General features: G+C 59.1%; 18 protein-coding genes and 1 tRNA gene. 8 read left to right on the top strand and 11 right to left on the bottom strand.

The features are described 5' to 3' along the window. Positions 1-12 precede the first annotated feature (12 nt). From NSJP_RS14345 to rph, 3 genes are all read right to left on the bottom strand, one after another. Positions 13-89: transfer RNA gene (locus NSJP_RS14345), tRNA-Pro, on the bottom strand. Positions 90-214: 125 nt separating this feature from the next. Then, on the bottom strand, positions 215-847 hold the full coding sequence (locus tag NSJP_RS14340; RefSeq protein WP_080887555.1) for an XTP/dITP diphosphatase: 633 nt from the start codon (positions 845-847) through the stop codon (positions 215-217). Between the two features lie 2 nt (positions 848-849). Further along, entirely contained in the window at positions 850-1572 is a 723-nt protein-coding gene (gene rph / locus NSJP_RS14335; RefSeq protein ID WP_172834500.1) for a ribonuclease PH, read from the bottom strand. A 441-nt stretch (positions 1573-2013) separates the two neighbouring features. Between rph and NSJP_RS14330 the strand changes: the two genes are divergently transcribed. Then, positions 2014-3156, top strand: coding sequence for an HD domain-containing phosphohydrolase (locus NSJP_RS14330; RefSeq protein ID WP_080887553.1), 1143 nt, complete (start codon positions 2014-2016; stop codon positions 3154-3156). A gap of 145 nt (positions 3157-3301) precedes the next feature. After that, on the top strand, positions 3302-3811 hold the full coding sequence (locus NSJP_RS14325) for a hypothetical protein (RefSeq protein WP_080887552.1): 510 nt from the start codon (positions 3302-3304) through the stop codon (positions 3809-3811). 6 nt (positions 3812-3817) lie between these two features. On the opposite strand, the gene metH is transcribed toward NSJP_RS14325, so the two are convergent. Then, on the bottom strand, positions 3818-7495 hold the full coding sequence (metH, locus tag NSJP_RS14320) for a methionine synthase (RefSeq protein WP_080887551.1): 3678 nt from the start codon (positions 7493-7495) through the stop codon (positions 3818-3820). 132 nt (positions 7496-7627) lie between these two features. Here metH and NSJP_RS14315 point away from each other — a divergent pair, with 132 nt between their 5' ends. Together NSJP_RS14315 and NSJP_RS14310 are read left to right on the top strand one after the other, a co-directional pair. Next, positions 7628-8419: a hypothetical protein gene (locus NSJP_RS14315; RefSeq protein WP_155970249.1), complete on the top strand. Its 792-nt coding sequence runs from the start codon at positions 7628-7630 to the stop codon at positions 8417-8419. A 107-nt stretch (positions 8420-8526) separates the two neighbouring features. Further along, positions 8527-8982 carry a hypothetical protein gene (locus NSJP_RS14310; protein WP_080887549.1) on the top strand — a complete coding sequence of 152 codons (456 nt, stop codon included), beginning with the start codon at positions 8527-8529 and terminating at the stop codon, positions 8980-8982. Here NSJP_RS14310 and NSJP_RS14305 read toward each other — a convergent pair. After that, positions 8979-9227 (bottom strand): putative signal transducing protein, encoded by a 249-nt coding sequence (locus NSJP_RS14305; protein ID WP_080887548.1) that lies wholly within the window; start codon positions 9225-9227, stop codon positions 8979-8981. The genes NSJP_RS14310 and NSJP_RS14305 overlap by 4 nt on opposite strands. Positions 9228-9320: 93 nt before the next feature. Beyond that, the gene (locus NSJP_RS14300) at positions 9321-9605 is read right to left on the bottom strand and encodes a hypothetical protein (protein ID WP_080887547.1); all 285 of its coding nucleotides are present in this window, start codon (positions 9603-9605) and stop codon (positions 9321-9323) included. 65 nt (positions 9606-9670) lie between these two features. Between NSJP_RS14300 and NSJP_RS14295 the strand changes: the two genes are divergently transcribed. Next, the gene (locus NSJP_RS14295) at positions 9671-10414 is read left to right on the top strand and encodes a TenA family transcriptional regulator (RefSeq protein WP_080888608.1); all 744 of its coding nucleotides are present in this window, start codon (positions 9671-9673) and stop codon (positions 10412-10414) included. Then, positions 10411-11292, top strand: coding sequence for a formylglycine-generating enzyme family protein (locus tag NSJP_RS14290; protein WP_172834360.1), 882 nt, complete (start codon positions 10411-10413; stop codon positions 11290-11292). The genes NSJP_RS14295 and NSJP_RS14290 overlap by 4 nt, the downstream gene beginning before the upstream one ends. A 3-nt stretch (positions 11293-11295) precedes the next feature. On the opposite strand, the gene NSJP_RS14285 is transcribed toward NSJP_RS14290, so the two are convergent. The 5 genes from NSJP_RS14285 to NSJP_RS14265 form a co-directional block, all read right to left on the bottom strand. Continuing rightward, on the bottom strand, positions 11296-12699 hold the full coding sequence (locus NSJP_RS14285) for a DUF1501 domain-containing protein (RefSeq protein ID WP_172834359.1): 1404 nt from the start codon (positions 12697-12699) through the stop codon (positions 11296-11298). Between the two features lie 8 nt (positions 12700-12707). Next, positions 12708-14894, bottom strand: coding sequence for a DUF1800 domain-containing protein (locus NSJP_RS14280; protein ID WP_080887544.1), 2187 nt, complete (start codon positions 14892-14894; stop codon positions 12708-12710). 233 nt (positions 14895-15127) lie between these two features. Further along, the gene (locus tag NSJP_RS14275) at positions 15128-15808 is read right to left on the bottom strand and encodes a hypothetical protein (protein ID WP_080887543.1); all 681 of its coding nucleotides are present in this window, start codon (positions 15806-15808) and stop codon (positions 15128-15130) included. Beyond that, positions 15801-16121 (bottom strand): hypothetical protein, encoded by a 321-nt coding sequence (locus NSJP_RS14270; protein ID WP_080887542.1) that lies wholly within the window; start codon positions 16119-16121, stop codon positions 15801-15803. The genes NSJP_RS14275 and NSJP_RS14270 overlap by 8 nt, the downstream gene beginning before the upstream one ends. Positions 16122-16123: 2 nt before the next feature. Continuing rightward, positions 16124-16348, bottom strand: a complete 225-nt coding sequence (locus NSJP_RS14265; RefSeq protein ID WP_080887541.1) for an FmdB family zinc ribbon protein — start codon at positions 16346-16348, stop codon at positions 16124-16126. Between the two features lie 69 nt (positions 16349-16417). Between NSJP_RS14265 and NSJP_RS14260 the strand changes: the two genes are divergently transcribed. Both NSJP_RS14260 and hemW read left to right on the top strand, forming a co-directional pair. After that, positions 16418-16690 carry a hypothetical protein gene (locus tag NSJP_RS14260; protein WP_080887540.1) on the top strand — a complete coding sequence of 91 codons (273 nt, stop codon included), beginning with the start codon at positions 16418-16420 and terminating at the stop codon, positions 16688-16690. After that, on the top strand, positions 16687-17820 hold the full coding sequence (gene hemW / locus NSJP_RS14255) for a radical SAM family heme chaperone HemW (RefSeq protein ID WP_080887539.1): 1134 nt from the start codon (positions 16687-16689) through the stop codon (positions 17818-17820). The genes NSJP_RS14260 and hemW overlap by 4 nt, the downstream gene beginning before the upstream one ends. Positions 17821-17863: the final 43 nt, after the last annotated feature.

Here is a 17863-nt window from a genome sequence, read left to right as displayed (position 1 = left end):
ATTTGCAGATTTTGGTCGGGGCGAGAGGATTTGAACCTCCGACATCCTGCTCCCAAAGCAGGCGCGCTACCAGGCTGCGCTACGCCCCGACTTTTCTGGATGGGAACTACCCTCGAGCATCGTTATCGGTCGCCCATTCGCCTTACTGTACCACCCCGCGGTACGCTTCGGCGATCTCGCTTCCTGCGGCCTTGTTGGAGGCCGGTTGGAGTATCTACGCGGATCGGACGGTTCCCGACGATTCAGACTTGCTCAGCAATATCTCGCGTATCTCGGCAAAGGCCTTCGCGCGATGACTGATACAATTCTTCTGCTCCGCCGAAAGCTCGGCTAAGGTCTTGCCGAGTTCCGGGACGTGAAATACCGGATCATAGCCGAACCCGCCGGTCCCGGCCGGCTCCTCCGCGATGATTCCCTCCAAGGTTCCTTGCGCCACCTCGACAACGCCGCCCGGCAGAGCCAAGGCTGCCACGGTGAGAAAACGCGCTTGCCGCCCTTCTCTCGAAACCCCGGCAAGCTCTTTCAATAGCTTGCGCCAATTGTCCTCATAGGTCACGTGCTCACCGGCATAGCGAGCCGCAAAAACTCCGGGCCGGCCGTCCAACGCATCGACTTCCAAACCGGTATCGTCGGCCACGGCGGGAAGTCCTGTGACGTCGGCGATGGTTCTGGCCTTTTTTACCGCGTTCGCCTCACAGGTATCGCCGTCTTCGATGACCTCCGGTGCGTCCGGAAATTCCGCCAAGGTACGCACGCGGATCCCGAGGCTGCTCAGGAGGGCGGTAAGCTCCTCTCCTTTGTGAAGGTTCCGCGTGGCAAGGACAAGTTCGGTGATCACTCCGGCCATGGTCAATCCAGCGCTCCGACGAGATCCCGCTGCAGATTCGTGAGTGTCTGAATTGCCGACCATCCCTGAGCCAGAAAGCCGTCCATATCTTGCTTGGCGAAGGGAGTCCGCTCAGCCGTTCCTTGAATTTCAACGAACTGGCCTTTCGAGGTCATCACAAGATTCATATCGACTTCAGCGGCCGAATCTTCCACATATGCGAGATCGACGAGAATCTCCCCTCCGACTTTTCCCACGCTGACCGCGGCCAGGTAATCGGTCAACGGGCGCTTCTTGATCAAGCCCCGCGTCTTGAGCGTGGTGAATGCATCGGCCAATGCGATGAACGCTCCGGTAATGGAGGCGGTTCTTGTGCCCCCGTCAGCTTGGATGACGTCGCAGTCGATCCAGATCGATCGTTCGCCCATCTGGTCCATGCCGGTGACGGCGCGCAAGGCCCGTCCCACCAGGCGCTGGATCTCCAGCGTGCGGCCACCCTGCTTGCCTTTGACGGCCTCACGAGGCGATCGATCGTGCGTGGAGCGAGGAAGCATACTATATTCCGCGGTCACCCATCCCGTACCTTTTCCCTTGAGAAACGGAGGGACCTTCTCTTCGACCGACGCGGTGCAGATCACTTTCGTGTCGCCCATTTCGATCAAGACGGAGCCTTCGGCATGTTTGATGAAATTCCTGGTGATTTTGATCGGACGAAGCTGATCTTTTCTGCGTCCATCGGCGCGCAACATTCCTCCAGAACCGTTCATAGCAATGGGTTTCTCCTGTGATACGATTGGGCGCATTATAGTAAAGGTGCGTCTAAAGCGCAATGAAACGGCGGGCGATTCAACGTCCCGCATGCGATGGAAGCTGACTGCAGAGCGTCTTTGAGCGTACAAAAGTGCGGCCGCGGTGGAGTCATCTGTTCCGGTTTGTCGAAGGCCCGACTTGCCCGACTGATGGCATTTGTGCAAACTGTCTCTTCGTCTGGGAGAGACACCTAAATACTGGGTCCTACGGACTCGATTCCGGCCCAAGCGGTCTGGTGGCGATGCTCAAAAACACAAAAAGAGTGGCACAAAAGGTGCCCTCATCTTAGAGTTTCCGAGCAACATGATGATGTCACGAGATTTGGATAACCTCCCTGCGATGCCGGCTGCAGACGGCCCGCGCGGCCGCCACACATCATGACGTTACTTTTGGACCCCGCCAACCGACAGACCACACTCGACCTCAAGCGCTTATTGATCGTCGATGATGAGGAACCGATCAGGCGCTTGTTGGGTTACATGCTGCAGTCGCACGGATACGAAACGATTCTTGCCGCCGATGCGAAAGAAGCGCGCCAGCGTTTGGAGGAACAACCGTTTGCGCTCGTACTCTGCGATGTCAACATGCCGGGCGAGTCCGGCATGGATCTCGTGAGGAGCATTCTGGCCGACTACCCGTATACCGCCGCGATCATGGTCACCGGTCTCGACAGCGCCGTCCTTGCCAATGCCGCGCTCGACATGGGTGCGTTCGGCTACGTCGTCAAACCGTTCGAATCCAACGAAGTGCTCATCAACGTGACGAACGCGCTTCGCCGTCGTCGGCTGGAAATCGAGAACAAGCTTCATCGGGACAATTTGGAAGACATCGTCAGAACGAGGACGATGGCGCTTCAACAGGCCCTCGAATGGCTGGAGCGGAGTGAAAAGGAACTGCGACTGTCGCGGGAAGAGACGATTCAGCGGCTGGCCATCGCCGCGGAGTATCGGGACGGGGCCACGGCGCAACACATTCAGAGAATGAGCCGGTATTCGGAATTGCTGGCCCGACGTTACGGCCTCCCCAATGAACGGTGCGAACTCATCCGGACGGCCAGTCCCATGCATGATATCGGGAAGATCGGCACGCCGGACCATGTGCTTTTGAAGCCCGGAAAATTCACGCAGGATGAGTTGTACGTCATGGCCCAGCATGCCGAAATCGGATATCGGATTCTCGCCGGCTCGGAGGCCGAGATCCTCAACGTGGCCGCGACCATCGCGCTGACTCACCACGAGCGATGGGACGGCACCGGCTATCCGCGGGGATTGAAAGGCGAAGAGATTCCCATCGAGGGCCGCATCGTCGCCATTGCGGACGCGTTTGATGCTCTCACCACCGCCCGCGTCTATAAGCCGGCGTTCGAGTTCGACCATGCGGTCGAGCTCATGGTCAAAAAGCGTGGACTGCATTTTGATCCGGAACTCCTCGACGTGTTTCTGGCCTCTCTCGGCGACATCCGGCGCATCTACGAGCAATATGCCGACAAGGCCACGCTCGGCTCCATCCGTGAATCCTGACCGCGCCGCGTCCTTTTCGCCAATTCGTTGACCGTCTTTTCCCTCGCCGATATACTCCATTTCATCGCGCTCGAAAACCGGCGGTGGTATCGGCAAGTCACGCGCATTCCGACGGCTCCGGTCAATCTGGAAAGGATCGGCCTCCATGCCCAAAAAGTCCGCGTCGACGAAGAAAACGGGAATCACCAGAAACTGGATCGCGTACCTCTGTGAAGCGCTCGTCACGTCCGGCTCCATGCCCACCTGGGAAGCCGCCACGTACCTGACCGAACATCTCTTTGGCGAAAAGCCGAATCCCCGTCTTCTGGGCACCACCAATGCTTTCGAGGTGACCGTTCAGTTTTTGCGGCGCATGTATCATCCACTCGTGGAGGCCGCCTCACGCGACGTGACGCTTCCGCAGGGCGCTCAACTGCATGTGTTCACGGACGTCAGCCTGACCGGCAAATCCGCCGTGCTCGTCGTGTATTTTCCGGCCGACCGTCATCCCCACCAGTTGCTGATGGTGGATGCCGTCAAGGCTTGGGAACTCGTGTTCGCCGATTCGGAGGAGTTTAACCGGTGGGCCGAGGAGCGGTATCGAACGGTGAAAAGCGGCTTGTCGTCCGCCGTGGGAAAGCCAGCCCGTCAGTCTCTGCTAGCAGAAGTCTCCTGATCAACTCTAGGTTGGTTCGTAGTTCAAGTTCGGCGCCAGCCAGCGCTCGACCGCGGCCAGCGGCATGCCCTTCCGGCTGGCATAATCCTCGACCTGATCCTTGCCCAGCTTTCCAACCGCGAAATATTTCGCCTGCGGGTGGGCAAAGTACAAGCCGCTGACCGATGCAGCGGGCAGCATCGCAAAACTCTCCGTCAGGCGGATGCTCGTACGGCGCTCGACGTCAAGAAGGGTGAACAGCGATTCCTTTTCCGTATGGTCCGGACAAGCGGGATACCCCGGCGCCGGGCGGATTCCCCGATACTGCTCTTTGATGAGCTGCTCGTTCGTCAGCTGCTCTCCCGCGCCATATCCCCACTCACGCCGCGCGCGTTGATGAAGATATTCAGCAAAGGCTTCGGCCAGCCGGTCCGCCAACGCTTTGGCCATGATGGAATTATAGTCGTCGTGATCGCTTTCGTACCCGCGGCAGAGTTCGTCGGTGCCGATTCCGGCGGTGACGGCAAAGGCGCCGATAAAATCCCCCTTGCCCGAGTTGTGAGGCGCGACGAAATCGGCCAGAGCCAGGTTGGGCTGCCCCGCCGGCTTTTCGGATTGCTGGCGCAGCGTGTGAAACGTCGTCAACGTCTGGGAGCGTGACCGATCGGTGAAGAGTCGAATGTCATCCCCGATCGACGCAGCGGCGAAGAACCCATAGACGGCGTTGGCGGTCAACAAGCGGCGCCGAACGATTTCATCCAGCAGCCTGCGCGCATCGTCATAGAGTTCCTTGGCTTTGCCGCCCACGGTGGAATCGTCGAAGATCGCTGGATAGCGGCCTCTGAGCTCCCACGTATGGAAAAACGGCGTCCAGTCGATGTACGGGACCAGCTCCCCGAGGTTCAGTTCCCGGATCTCCCTGGGTCCCAGGAATGAGGGTTCCGGGACGTCGAGGGACGACCAGTCCGTGCTCAACTGATTTTTCCGCGCCGCATCCAGGGCAACCAGCGGCTTTGTCCCGCGTTCCTGATGAGCTTGACGGACCCGCTCGTAGTCGTCCCGGACCTGCCGGACGAACGTGGGACGCTGGTTTCCCATGAGATTACCCATCACCCCCACGGCTCTGGACGCGTCCAGCACGTGCACGACCGACGGAGCGTACGAAGGAGCGATCTTGACCGCCGTGTGGGCCTTGCTGGTCGTGGCTCCTCCGATCAACAGCGGTAGATCGAAACCCTCTCGGGTCATTTCCTTGGCGACGTGAACCATCTCGTCGAGTGAAGGCGTGATCAACCCGCTCAATCCGATGACATCGACCTTGCGTTCCTTGGCCGTGGCCAAGATCTTTTCGCAGGGCACCATGACCCCGAGGTCGATCACCTCATAGTTGTTGCAGCCGAGGACGACTCCCACGATATTCTTGCCGATGTCGTGTACGTCTCCCTTGACGGTGGCGAGCAGCACTTTCCCTTGGGACTGATAGTCGCCCAACCGCTTCTTTTCCTCTTCCATGAAGGGCATCAGATAGGCGACCGCCTTTTTCATCACGCGGGCGCTTTTCACCACCTGGGGAAGAAACATCTTGCCGGCACCGAACAGATCCCCGACCACGTTCATCCCGTCCATGAGCGGTCCCTCGATCACGCTCAACGGCTTGGGAAATTTCTGCCTGGCTTCCTCTGTATCCTGCTCAATATAGTCCGTAATGCCCTTCACGAGCGCGTGGGACAGCCGTTCCTCCACGGTGCCATTGCGCCACGCGTCGTCCTGCACGACGACCTTGCCCTTCTGTTTGACCGTATCGGCGAAGCTCACCAGCCGTTCGGTGGCGTCCGGCCGCCGGTTGAGCAGGACGTCTTCCACCAATTCGAGCAGGTCCTTGGGAACTTCTTCGTACACGGCCAACTGGCCGGCATTGACGATGCCCATGTCGAGTCCGGCTTTGACGGCGTGATAGAGAAAGGCTGCGTGCATGGCTTCACGGACGACGTTGTTGCCGCGAAACGAAAACGAGATGTTGCTGATGCCGCCGCTGACTTTCGCCTCAGGAAGGTGCTGCTTGATCCAGCGCGTGGCCTCGATGAAGTTCACGGCATAGTTGTTGTGCTCGTCGATGCCGGTCGCGACGGTCAGGATGTTGGGATCGAAGATGATGTCCTGGGGCGGTAACCCGACCCGCTCGGTGAGAATCTTATAGGAGCGCGCGCAGATTTCCTGTTTACGCTCGAGCGTATCGGCCTGTCCCCGCTCATCGAACGCCATGACGACGACGGCGGCCCCGTACCGATGCACCAGGGTCGCCTGATCGACGAACTTCTGCTCGCCTTCCTTCAGGCTGATGCTGTTGACCACCGCTTTACCCTGGATATTCCGCAGGCCGGTCTCCAGCACCTCCCACTTGGAGCTGTCGACCATGATCGGGACGCGCGAGATGTCCGGTTCCGAAGCGATCAAGCGAAGAAATTTCTCCATGGCGGCGACGGAATCGAGCATGCCCTCGTCCATGTTGATGTCGATGATCTGGGCGCCGCCTTCCACCTGCTGCCGCGCCACGGACAGGGCGGTTTCATAGTCGTCCGAGAGAATCAGTTTGGCGAATGCCGGCGAGCCCGTCACGTTTGTCCGCTCGCCGATATTCGTGAAATTGGAGTCTGGACGCAGCGTGAGCGCTTCGAGCCCGCTGAGTCTCGTATAGGGCGGTACTTCCGGAATGGTTCTCGAAGGAATTCCGCGAACGGCCTCCGCAATGAGTTTGATGTGCGCCGGGGTCGTTCCGCAGCAGCCGCCGACGATGTTCAGCCAGCCGTTCTTGGCCCAATCCCGCAATTGCGGCGCCAGGGTATCGGGCGTTTCCGGAAAGCCGGTCGGCAGCAATGGATTCGGCAGCCCTGCATTCGGATGCGCGCTCATATAGACCGGTGCGATCCGAGACAATTCCTCGATCAGCGGCCGCATTTCCTTGGGTCCGAGGGCGCAATTGATGCCGATGCTCAGCAAGGGCACATGGGAAATGGAGTTCCAAAAGGCCTCTACCGTTTGACCGGTCACGCCGCGGTTGCTGCCCGCCTGGATGAAGGTGACGGAGGCCATGATCGGCACCCTCCGGCCTCCCGAAGCGAAGACCTCCTGAATGGCGAAGAAGGCCGCCTTCGCATTGAGCGTGTCGAAGATGGTTTCGACGAGCAGGAGATCCGCCCCTCCGTCCAGGAGGCCGCGAACCTGTTCGCTATAGGCACGGACGAGCTCCTCATAGGTCGTGCCGCGAGCTGCGGGATTGTTGACATCCGTGGAGATGGACGACGTTTTGGTGGTCGGCCCGATCGCGCCGGCGACGAAACAGTGCCGGCTCGGATTCCCTTTTTGGACCGTTTCGACGGCACGCTTGGCACAGACTGCCCCGGCATGGGACAGCTCATACCCCAAGGTGTCCATACGGTAATCGGACAGGGAGATGGCTTGAGAATTGAAGGTGTTGGTTTCGATGATGTCCGCGCCGGCCTCTAAATATTGCCGATGAATGTCTTCGACCAGAGCCGGCTGCGTGAGATTCAGCAGGTCATTGTGGCCTTTCAGATCTTTTTCCCAGTCTTTAAAGCGGTCGCCGCGAAATGCAGCCTCATCCAGCTTGTGCTGTTGGATCATGGTACCCATGGCGCCGTCGAGAATGAGGATGCGCTCGCGAAGAAGCAATTCGATTTGGCTCATCTGCCTCTATCCTGTGTGATATGAACGTTCAATGCGTCATCATACTGAGAAGACGGGAAAGCGGCAACCAAAACACGAGCTTGACATCATTACGATACCGCCGATACGATGACAAAAAGCCGGAGATGAACGTTGCTCCAGCATCGGATGTACGCCTGCCTTCCCCGCCTTCTCCTTTCGTTTGCCTTGGCTCTTGGTGTGTGCGCGCCGACGCGCGCAGCGGCATCGGCCTATTTTGAGGACGGATTTCTGGGGCTTACGCAAATCGAACTGCATGAAAAACTTGGGATGCCGCAAGCGGTGAGGGACCGAAAATCGGCGTTGCGAGTGTTCACGTATTACGCGATTGCCGATTGGGAAAAGTACTTTCGCAAACTGGTCTCCCCGGAAAATGGCGAAGATGTCTACATGTTCAAGCGGGACGGCATCGAGGTGCGGTATTCCTTCAGCTATGCGGTGGACCCCAATGATCATAGTGAGAACCGCGCATTATACGTGAGGCTGGTGGACGTCGAATTTACGCCGCCAGTCCCCATCGCCCAAGTACCCGCCTTGATTCCCGAGTTTCATCCTTCCGATGATCCGGCCGCTCCGTCCTTTCGTTCGAATATCTGGTTGTTATTGTTCAAGGGAGCTCCCTCTCCCCAGGCCCGGTTCATCGTCAAGGAAGCCGCCAAGGACCAGCTGGATTGGACCCTCGCCTACCAATTATTTTCGCTGCAAGGCTTGCCGGATCCGTTGACCATCAAATCGCCGGTCGATCGGCTGGAGATCGGCACGCAAAGCATTGAACTGGTCAAGCGGCGGCAACGCCATACGCATGATCCCGTCATGAATCCTTATTCCAAGGAATTCCTGCAGCAACCGGCCCCGCCCCGGCAAACTCAGGCCAAGAAAATCCCGGTCCCCCAGTACGCCGACTGATGCGGTGTCCTCCCCGTCCTTCAATCTTGCGTCCGCATCTCTTGACGCCCTCCGCAGGTGATTGTTAGGATTCGCGCGCCTGTTTCACAACCGGCGAGCATCCCGGTATGGCTCAAGAGACTTTTTTGACGGAAAACATGTCGTCCTCGTCCTCTCACGATTCCGAACCGGTTTCCTTTATCCGGCAGCGTCCGGTCCGCATTGCCATTTACGCAGGGTTGACCCTGTTTGCGCTGCTGATGGTCGTGTGGCCGCTTATCGTCCAGATAAGAGACCCCAGTTTTCAGAACCACATTGCCGAGCATCGCGTCATGGTCGGCATGTCCAAGGAGCAGGTTCTCCAATCCTGGGGTGGTCCGCAGACGATCAATACGACGTTTACCAAGGACGGAATCAGGCAGGAGGAATGGATATTCGAAGACTGGGAGAGTACGGCCGTCGTGAAGCACCGCTATCTCTACTTCGAGGAAGGGACATTGATCGGCGGGTGGTTTCAAGGATCGGGTGAGCGTCTTCCCGCTCAGGGGCCATCCAATCCCCACATACCCAAACCCTCAAGCTAGCCGTTATCCGGTGCAGCTTGAGGCACCTCGCGAAGCTCCAATCTCAGGCGACTCAGCAAGTGCTCCGCCCGAGCGACGTCGCGCTCGTCGACGAACACTTGGGACGTAAGCGCTGGAATGCCGGGATACAAACTGCCGATGTTCGCATGACGAAGAACGTATTCGATACCGCTTCCGTCCAGCAAACTCTGCAGCATCACCAACTCGCCCGGCGTAAAAGGCTCCGCAATCCGAATAAGGCTCATTCGTCGATCTCCGCGTGATCAGGCGCAGACGGGCGGCACTTCTCCGATTCGTTGCTTTTTCAGTCGCCTCACCGTAGACTCAATTCTATTCTTCTAGGGAGTTTCCGTAATTTGGACTCGGCGCGCCTTGCCCGGTCCTCCGGAAACGGTCAGGACCCGTTTCCATTCACGCACCTGATACACGGCCCACGCCGGCGATTGACCCTTGAAATAGGCTTCCGGGTCCTCCCCGCTTGCGTTGAAGTAAATCGGCTCCGTAAACCCTTCGTCCAAAACGTAGTCCAGGAGACATTCGGTGACGAACCCGGTTCCCCGAAGCGCCACGTCGGCAAGCATCGTCAAAATTTCCTCGGGATTCTGGACAGTGACCGGTTTCATTTCGCCGCTCCGTGACGAATTGTAATGAGTCGGCGGCCAGGAAGGCAACCCGTATGGTGAAACGCATGACCAAAGCGAGATTTCAAGAGGAAATCCTCCGCATCATGGATCGAAAAGATCACTGGGCCTGGCCGTTTTTTGCCAAGGGAGCGGTTCCTGTCGACCGACTGAAGCGGCACTTTCAACAGGAGTACGAAGTGTACGTCCGGGATTTTCCCGTGTTGCTCGCGCGCATCCATGGACACAATCCCCCGCCCGGCGTCAGACGAATGTTGGCCGAAAATATTTACGAAGAAGATACCGGCGGTCTCTCGTTAGGCAAGTCGCATCCCGACTTGTTTCTGAGCATGATGAGCGGCCTCGGTTATATGGAACGGGATTTCGAAGATGTTCGCCTGCTTCCGGCGGCCAAACAGTATCGGGCATGGCTCGAACGGGCGTCGGACAATCGAGCCTGGCTGGTCGGAGCGGCCGCGATGACGGTGTTCGTCGAGGGAAGCGTCAAAGACCGAAAGGAACTTGCCGAGCCGTCGAAACCCAAGACCGCCGAGGAAGTGGAGTCGGTCATCGGCGAGCATGCTCTGGTCAAGCACTACGGGCTGTCGCCGGACTGCATGGACCTGATCCGTGCCCATCAAATGGTGGAAGCAGGGCATCGTCACGACGCCTACGATATGGTGGTCAATTACGCCGTGACAAGCGCCCAGCAGCGGGCGATTCTTTCCTGCCTCAAGAAATGTCTGACGCTCTGGCACGCCTATCGCGACGCGGTAGCCCGTGCGTGCGGCCTCACCAAAGCGCGGTCGTGAGTGTTTTTCGCTTCATCGCCCGCCTCCTTTTGGTCGTCCTGTCGTCCGCTCCAGCGTTCGCGCTTTCCGATCCGGATTCCATGGTCCTGATTACTGCGGGAGAATTCAGAATGGGTTCCCCTGCCGGCGGCGATGGCTTGCCGGACGAACAGCCGCAGCGACTCGTCTACGTCGGCAGCTTCTACATCGACCTCTACGAAGTGACGAACGAGGCCTATGGTCGGTTCATCGCTTCAACGGGACATCCGATGCCCGAGAATTCCAACCCGCGCGCGACTCTATGGAACGATCGTCATCCCTTTCCCGGGAGCGAGCGGCATCCGGTCGTGAATGTCAGTTGGCTCGATGCCACGGCGTTTTGCCGATGGGAGGGAAAGCGGTTGCCGACCGAAGCCGAATGGGAAAAGGCGGCCCGCGGTCCCGATGGCCGGACGTATCCCTGGGGCGACGAGTGGAACCCGGCATGGGCCAATAGCGCCAGCTATTGGGCCGGCCGTAGAATCGATTTCATCAACTCGACGGAATGGGAGGCCTTCTGGATTCACGGAGAAGGAGCACGGATCGCAAAGGCCAAAGGACTCAACGGTGAAGTGCTCACCTTGCCGGTCGGAAGCTTTCCAGAGGGAGTCAGTGCCCATGGACTTCACGACATGGCGGGCAACGTCGCCGAATGGGTCCAGGATTGGTATGATCCCAACTATTACCGGTCCGCTCCTCTTGCCGACCCCGTCGGTCCTGAACGCGGCGCAATCAAGTCCATGCGGGGAGGGTCCTGGTTAAAACCGGCCGTCAGCCTTCGGACGAGCGACCGAGACTGGGGGACCATGGACAGCCGTCCGAGCGGTACGGGATTTCGCTGTGCCAAAGATGCCTTTTGACGTTCAGGCAAAAAGGCCGACCGGCTTGTGCACGTGTCCCGGCAGGATCGCGGCCAGTTCGGACGGCGTCGTCCCGAAATGCCGGGTCAGCACGTCGGAGAAGATGTCGCGGAATTCGACGGTCGGCGCGATGTATCGTCCTTGGTCCAGATTGGCCGGCAGTAATGCGGCGGGCCATCCCGCGGTCCCATGGTACAGTCCGCCTTTGATTCCCCCGCCCACGAGAAACCAGACCGTTCCCTTGGCATGATCGGTACCGTTGCTGGCATTCTGGCGGACGGTTCGTCCGAATTCCGTGCAGGTCATGACAACGACGTTGTTCATCAACGGTCCCAAATCGTCATGGAAGGCCCGTATGCCGCCGGCCATTTCTGCCAGACGCGCGCCTTGATTGCGCGCAAAGCTTCCTCCCGCTCCCTGATCTTCGTGGGTATCCCAGCCACCGATGTCGACCGTCGCGATCTCCAATCCCATGCCGGCCCGAATGAGGTGCGCGAGATCCCGGAGTTGCGTGCCAAAGCTGGTGTTGGGATAGGCAGCGCCATTTTGGGGCGCTGCCGGCCCAATGGCCTCGATGGCCGCGATCCGGTTCAACATGTCCGGTCCCAACTGATGAACCAACGAGCGGAATGGATTCGTCGTCGTGAGGGCGGGATCCTGCATATACATGGTTCGCAGATTGTCCTCCAAGAGGCCCTTGGTACTGTTCAACCGCGCGAAACTCAAGCTACGCAGGTTATTGACGGCTGGAACCAGCACTTCTCCCCGCAGGGAATCGGCAAGATCATTGCCGAAACCGGCAGCGCGCATTGCCGGAGAACCGGATGGAGACACGGCCTGTAGATAGCGGTTGAGCCAGCCGTTCTTCATGGTGAACACCCCGCGCTCGATCGTATCCTGATCGGTAAAATGCGATTGAGTGGAACCGGCAAATCCGGCTCTGGTGACGACGGCCAGGGCACCGTTGGTATACAGACTGAGCAGCGGCTGGAGAGAGGGATGCATGGCAAAGCCGGTCCCGGGCAGGTCGAGTCCGGCTCCGTCTCCGGTGCCGGGCGGTAGAATGCCGATGCCTCCGCTTGTCGCGCGCGGCCGCATCACATAGTACTCGGGGTCGCTGTAGGGCACGATCGTATTGAGGCCGTCATTTCCTCCCCGCTGGAATATGACCACCAGGGTTTTTCCCGCATTGCCGGCGGCCCAGGCCTGCCGATGCTTCAAGAGGACGCTTGGGAACAAACTCAGAAACGTGGCCGCGGCCGCCGTGCCGGCGACGCGCCGAAGAAACGCCCGCCGCGAAAGAATCTCGTTGGATTCCCCGCAGCACGCGCAGGTGCGTTCCTTTTCGTCCCGATCAGCGGGCGGGGGCTCCGGTATGTCTCGCTTGAGACGCGGTCTATTCGGCATCGTCGACCTCATTGATATAGATAGCGCGGGTTGGTGAGGATGGTGGCCATCGTCCGGTCGAGCGCATCCTCGCGGGAGGTATTCTTGATGTCGAATGCTCTGCTGCCCAATCCGGCTCTCAACGTATTGAGATACAGCTGATACTCCGTCACGGTGACCATCCGGTCGACGGTCAGATTCGTCAGGAAGCCCAGGATCTGCTCTTCGGTCGTCAATTTGAGCTCTTCCATCCAGATTCGAATCTGCCCGCCGCTGCTCGACGACCCGTAGCGGATGGTATTGCCGAATCCCGGGATCGTGATCTCGTAGACCATGCTGCATTCATGAAACAGTACGTTGGTGTTCAGCCATTCCACTGCTTTTTCCTTGAACCCGACCGGGGGCGCATATTCGTAGATCGATTGCCCCACGTTCACGAGGCGGGTCCGGAACGGCTCCCGTGACGACCAGACACCGAGGTTTCTGTGGAGGCCGACGAGATATTCGAGCGGCGTCTTCACCTGTCCACGGTAGTTGGCCACGTTCATGAAATCGGATGACGTGAAGATCGCGATGAGGACTTTTTTGATGTCTCCGTTGGAATCCGAAAAGACGGACGCGACCTCGTTCACGAGCGCGGTGGAACAGGCATCGCTGACGAAATACTCGCAGAGCTTCTGCGACACATGGCGGGCGGTCGAGGGATGCCGGGCGGCCAGCGTGAGCACTTGTTCGCCTTCGCCGGGTCCGCTGCCGTTGAACGGAATCGATTGTCCCAAAAACAGCTTGGATCCCGGGCTATGCCGGCTGGACACGAAGCGGAAGCCCCCCCGCACGTCCGCCGTGTTATCCCATCCGGTAAGGGTTTTGGCCGCCTCGACGATGTCGAACTGGGTGTATCCGTTGGGCGTGCCCTGGTCCGTGACGCCCAGCGTATGCAGCTCCAGCACTTCGCGGGCGTAGTTCTCATTCGGGTTTTCTTTCACGTTGACGTCGGTGTTCAGGTAAATCATCATCGCGGCGCTTTTGCCGCTCGTCAGCAGCAGGTCCAGAAAATTTCCAAACGCCCGGTCGCGGAACGCCTCGTTCTCCTGTAACTCGTATTGGCCTTTGCTGTGGGTGCGATAGCTGGTATTGAAATGATTCTCCCAGAAATACACCATCTTCTCCTTCAGCTGGCGCCGGCTGTGCATCTTTCTGATCAAGTCGTGATCTTGGAGCTCGCTGAAACTGGGAGAAAGAATTCCCGCGTCACTCTCGTCCGCTTTCCATGTGCTTTTGTCTTCGGACAGGAGGAGGTCAGTGGCGATGTCCTGGATGGGAACCGGACGCGGCAGCGGACTTGTGCTGTGCAGATTGGTCGGCCAAGGTTTCGTCGGGTCCAGCTCGAGTTGCTCTTTCATGAACGAGGTCGCCCAGCGTTGCGCCTCCGCCGCGGTGTTCAGGGACGCAATCATGTTGAGTTGATTGGGCGTGCCTCCGTAAGTCAGTCGATTGACCACGTGATAGGCGAACCAATTTGGCGACGGCGTCGGCAATCCCGGTTGCGGTGCCGATAAAGGGGGCGGCAGGGGCGCGATCGGCTCTTGTGGAATGACGGGGGGCAGCGGCACGCCGGTCACTAACTGCGTGAGCCCCGGTGCCTGTTGAATCAGATACTGGAAGGACCGACCGGATGGTCTTGCCCCCTCCGCGCCAACAGCGGCAATTCCCGTCGCAGGAGTCGAAGCGGCACTTGATGAAGGAACTGGACTTCCCGCGGCGGACGCCAAAGGAATCATCGGCGTGACAGTCGCCATACTTGCCATCGGGATCATGGGTGACAGTCCCGATGATCCGGCTGGCGAGTTTCTTTCGGATCGCTCTCGAGGTTGCACCTCTCTCGACGGCACGGCCGCAGACTGAGCCGTGGCGCCGGATTGCATGGGTACATCCGACGGTAGCACGGCCCGTGATTGTTCCCTCGGTTTCTTGATCAGACGGCGCGCTTTTCTGGGCGGCGTCTGGAGGCCGGCCCCTTCCGTGCGTGAGGGGGTCTTGTCGCTCGAGATTGCGGCCGTCTGTTCCGGTTTCATCCCACCAGATGTGGAATGGCGTTCCCCATCATGGCCCAACACACCCGAAGTCCAGAGCAGCAGTATGGCGGGCAATGCGGTCATGGTGACGAGCCGCCCATGGCCGAATGGACCTATGCCGCATGATCCGAGCCCCATCATCGACCTCCGTGTCAGCCCGCTGACAAACCCACGCTGGGAAGTCGTGAATCAGCAAGTCCGATACCCTGCCGTCTTGCTTACCGTTCCGGTAGGAAGCGATGGGAATGCGGAGATTGTCCGGCCATAGCGCGCCGGGTGATGCCGATGGTCCGCACCCCTGCACTGTATGGTTTTGGGCCTCAGGCGTTCAGAACTCGACGGTGGGTAAATGCGTAGGTGAAAGCGATGTGTCGTTACCGCATCAGAACATAATGGACCTGCTCCACGCGGACGAATGGCATGATGAGTCCCAGGCCTTCCTCCTCATGTGAAAAATCGTACACCAGCGATTCGTCCGGCACCAGCCGTCCGGTCATGAGGACATTGATGTTTGCCGGGAGCGTCCGGCCAGATTCCGCATTCAGTATCCCGGCGGACGCTTCGTCGGCGACCACGACCAGATTGCCCGGCGGCTCCTCCGCTTTGAAGCGGACTACGCCCCATCGAGTCGGGATGAATTTCGGTCCGAGGGCGACGGGAAATCCGCCAAGCTGCGGATCGAAGGGAGACAGTTCGCCGATCCAGGCGAACGCAACGAGCCATGACAGCGCCGGATTTCCCTCGCGTCGCCTATCGCGTTCGCGATTGAGCGCGAACAGTCGGTCGTCGTGCCCGGGATCATGATGTCCTTGACCGTAGACGGTCTTCCAGTCCGGAGGCCGCTCGTCGAGCTGGTCCAAGAACCGTTCGATCGACGACGGTTCCAGCATGAGATGCGTGGAGGGGGGAAGAAATGCCGTGATCTCTGCAGGGTCGGATACGATATGCAGGGGCCCCCTTCCGTTCAGGTCCTGAGCGGCGACATTGAGAGTCGAAAGGAGTGCGCCAAGACAAAGAGTGGCGAGCGCAATGTGCCGTAGGGTGAAGTCAGTCATTAGCCCGATCGAGGGCCTGTTCGAAATTCGACACGAGGGCTGAGACGAAGGGATGAGAGGATGTGATGATACCGGTTTCGATCAAGAGAGCCAGGCGGGGCTCCGGGTTGATTCGCCTGAGAGCCTGCTTGGTCAGCCCCTCGACCATGACGGCCTTTCGGTAGGTCGCAAGCCAGGATTCGGTCACGGCCGCCAATCCCGGATCCGTAGGCTTCATGCGGCCTACCTTCACCTGCTGCAGAAGCTTGACCAAAGGGTCGGATTGCGCGATGGCGGCGATGGCCTCCTGCAATGTCTGCTCTTCCGAGTCCATGGTCAATTCATTGAGCAGGCTCCGGGACCTCGCGGATCACCGCAGCTCCCGCAGGCGCCGCCTCCCGAGGAGGTTGCCCAGGATTCGGTCGCGCCGACCCCGAACGCGGAGAATTGCTTCTCCGGGTCGGTTGAACGGCACTGAGGGCAGGCCGGCTGCATGGCTCCCTGAACCAGCAGTTCGAATCGGTGATTGCATTCGCGGCAGACATATTCGAAGATAGGCATAGTGGTGCTCCTTTGTCGGAGCGTCATTATAGATTCGTCCGGTTGACCTTGCAATCTGCCGAGAAACCGATGCACCGGGAAGAAAAGACGTTTCGCCTTCGTTTCAGCCTCGAGGTATCCTTCCCCGACGACTTCGACGGCGAGGAGGACGAATTCGCCTGGGCCCGTGAGTGGGAAGGGCGGATCAAACCGGAATTGCTGAAGGATGTGTTCGAGTCGCTTCGACGACATCCGGCCTGGAACGCGCATATCCGCAATCGCGGAATCTCCCCGGCCGACGAAATCGAGATCGTGGTATCGCGGGATTTTTCCGGCCCGCAACCGTTCCGTATCCCGTCATGAGCCGGCCCTTCGGCCTCTATGTCCATATTCCCTTCTGTCGCCGCCGGTGCGATTTCTGCGCGTTTTATCTGGAAGTCCATCATCCGGCCGCAGCGGGGAGATTTTTGGCTGCGCTGCACACCGAAATCGCATTGCACGCGCGCCAGGAGGCCATACAGGGACGGCCGCTGTCTTCGGTCTATTTTGGGGGTGGAACCCCCACGGCCTTGGAGACGTCGGATCTCACCGGTATTCTGGACGGCATCCGAAATCATTTTGATCTGTTGCCTGATTGCGAAGTCACGATCGAAGCCCATCCGTCCACGGTCACGATGAACGATCTTTCGACGCTGCTCGGCGCCGGATTCACGCGGGTAAGTTTCGGTGCCGAATCGATGGAGGACACCGAGCTGGCCCGCATCGGGCGTTCGGCCCTTGCCGGCGAAACGGTAACCGCCGTGCGGCATGCCCGCCGGGCGGGCTTCACGAATGTCAATCTGGACCTGATGTACGGGCTTCCTGGCCAATCGGTGGCCAGCTGGCTCTCGACGCTCGAACAGTGTTTGGACCTGACGCCCTCACACCTCTCGTGCTATGCACTGACCATTGAACCGGGAACGGCATTGGCTTCCGACGTCGAATCCGGTCGATGTCTCCCTCCTGACGAAGGGCTGCAGGTCGCCATGGAACAGGCGGCGGACGCCACGGTTCATGAGGCCGGTTATATCCGGTACGAGATTTCGAACTATGCCAAACCGGATCGCATGTGCCGACACAATCTTCTCTATTGGACGCATGGCGAGTATCTGGGTCTCGGGCCCAGCGCGCAGTCGTTCGTGGATGGGAGCCGGTTCGGCAAAACGGCTGATTTGAATATCTATCAGAGGGACTTGGCTGCGCAGCGATTGCCGCTGTCAGACCATGCCGTCTTATCCGATCCGGAGAAGCTGAGGGATTCCGTCATCTTCGGACTGAGATTGCTCCAGGGAATTCCGACGGCCAGTCTCTCGGCCCATAGCGGGAATTATGGTCATGAGCACGCGCTCAAGCACTTACGCGAAGAGCGCCTGATCGAAGAAGTGGATCGATATACCAGATTGACCGCCAAAGGCCGGCTCTATGCGGACCACGTCGCCGAACTCCTCTACTGATGAGGTGGACGCGATTGACTTTTCCTTCCCCGGAAGTGGAAAC

Source organism: Nitrospira japonica (assembly GCF_900169565.1).
GTDB lineage: Bacteria > Nitrospirota > Nitrospiria > Nitrospirales > Nitrospiraceae > Nitrospira_C > Nitrospira_C japonica_A.
Note: the sequence above shows the minus strand (reverse complement) of the source record. Positions and strands in the feature narration are given on the sequence as shown.

Excerpts from the sequence above, each read along its gene's own strand:
- NSJP_RS14340 (WP_080887555.1), bottom strand. The coding sequence starts at position 847 with ATGGCCGGAGTGATCACCGAACTTGTCCTTGCCACGCGGAACCTTCAC.
- NSJP_RS14330 (WP_080887553.1), top strand. The coding sequence starts at position 2,014 with ATGACGTTACTTTTGGACCCCGCCAACCGACAGACCACACTCGACCTC.
- NSJP_RS14325 (WP_080887552.1), top strand. The coding sequence starts at position 3,302 with ATGCCCAAAAAGTCCGCGTCGACGAAGAAAACGGGAATCACCAGAAAC.
- metH (WP_080887551.1), bottom strand. The coding sequence starts at position 7,495 with ATGAGCCAAATCGAATTGCTTCTTCGCGAGCGCATCCTCATTCTCGAC.
- NSJP_RS14310 (WP_080887549.1), top strand. The coding sequence starts at position 8,527 with ATGGCTCAAGAGACTTTTTTGACGGAAAACATGTCGTCCTCGTCCTCT.
- NSJP_RS14305 (WP_080887548.1), bottom strand. The coding sequence starts at position 9,227 with ATGAGCCTTATTCGGATTGCGGAGCCTTTTACGCCGGGCGAGTTGGTG.
- NSJP_RS14300 (WP_080887547.1), bottom strand. The coding sequence starts at position 9,605 with ATGAAACCGGTCACTGTCCAGAATCCCGAGGAAATTTTGACGATGCTT.
- NSJP_RS14295 (WP_080888608.1), top strand. The coding sequence starts at position 9,671 with ATGACCAAAGCGAGATTTCAAGAGGAAATCCTCCGCATCATGGATCGA.
- NSJP_RS14285 (WP_172834359.1), bottom strand. The coding sequence starts at position 12,699 with ATGCCGAATAGACCGCGTCTCAAGCGAGACATACCGGAGCCCCCGCCC.
- NSJP_RS14280 (WP_080887544.1), bottom strand. The coding sequence starts at position 14,894 with ATGATGGGGCTCGGATCATGCGGCATAGGTCCATTCGGCCATGGGCGG.
- NSJP_RS14275 (WP_080887543.1), bottom strand. The coding sequence starts at position 15,808 with ATGACTGACTTCACCCTACGGCACATTGCGCTCGCCACTCTTTGTCTT.
- NSJP_RS14270 (WP_080887542.1), bottom strand. The coding sequence starts at position 16,121 with ATGGACTCGGAAGAGCAGACATTGCAGGAGGCCATCGCCGCCATCGCG.
- NSJP_RS14265 (WP_080887541.1), bottom strand. The coding sequence starts at position 16,348 with ATGCCTATCTTCGAATATGTCTGCCGCGAATGCAATCACCGATTCGAA.
- NSJP_RS14260 (WP_080887540.1), top strand. The coding sequence starts at position 16,418 with ATGCACCGGGAAGAAAAGACGTTTCGCCTTCGTTTCAGCCTCGAGGTA.
- hemW (WP_080887539.1), top strand. The coding sequence starts at position 16,687 with ATGAGCCGGCCCTTCGGCCTCTATGTCCATATTCCCTTCTGTCGCCGC.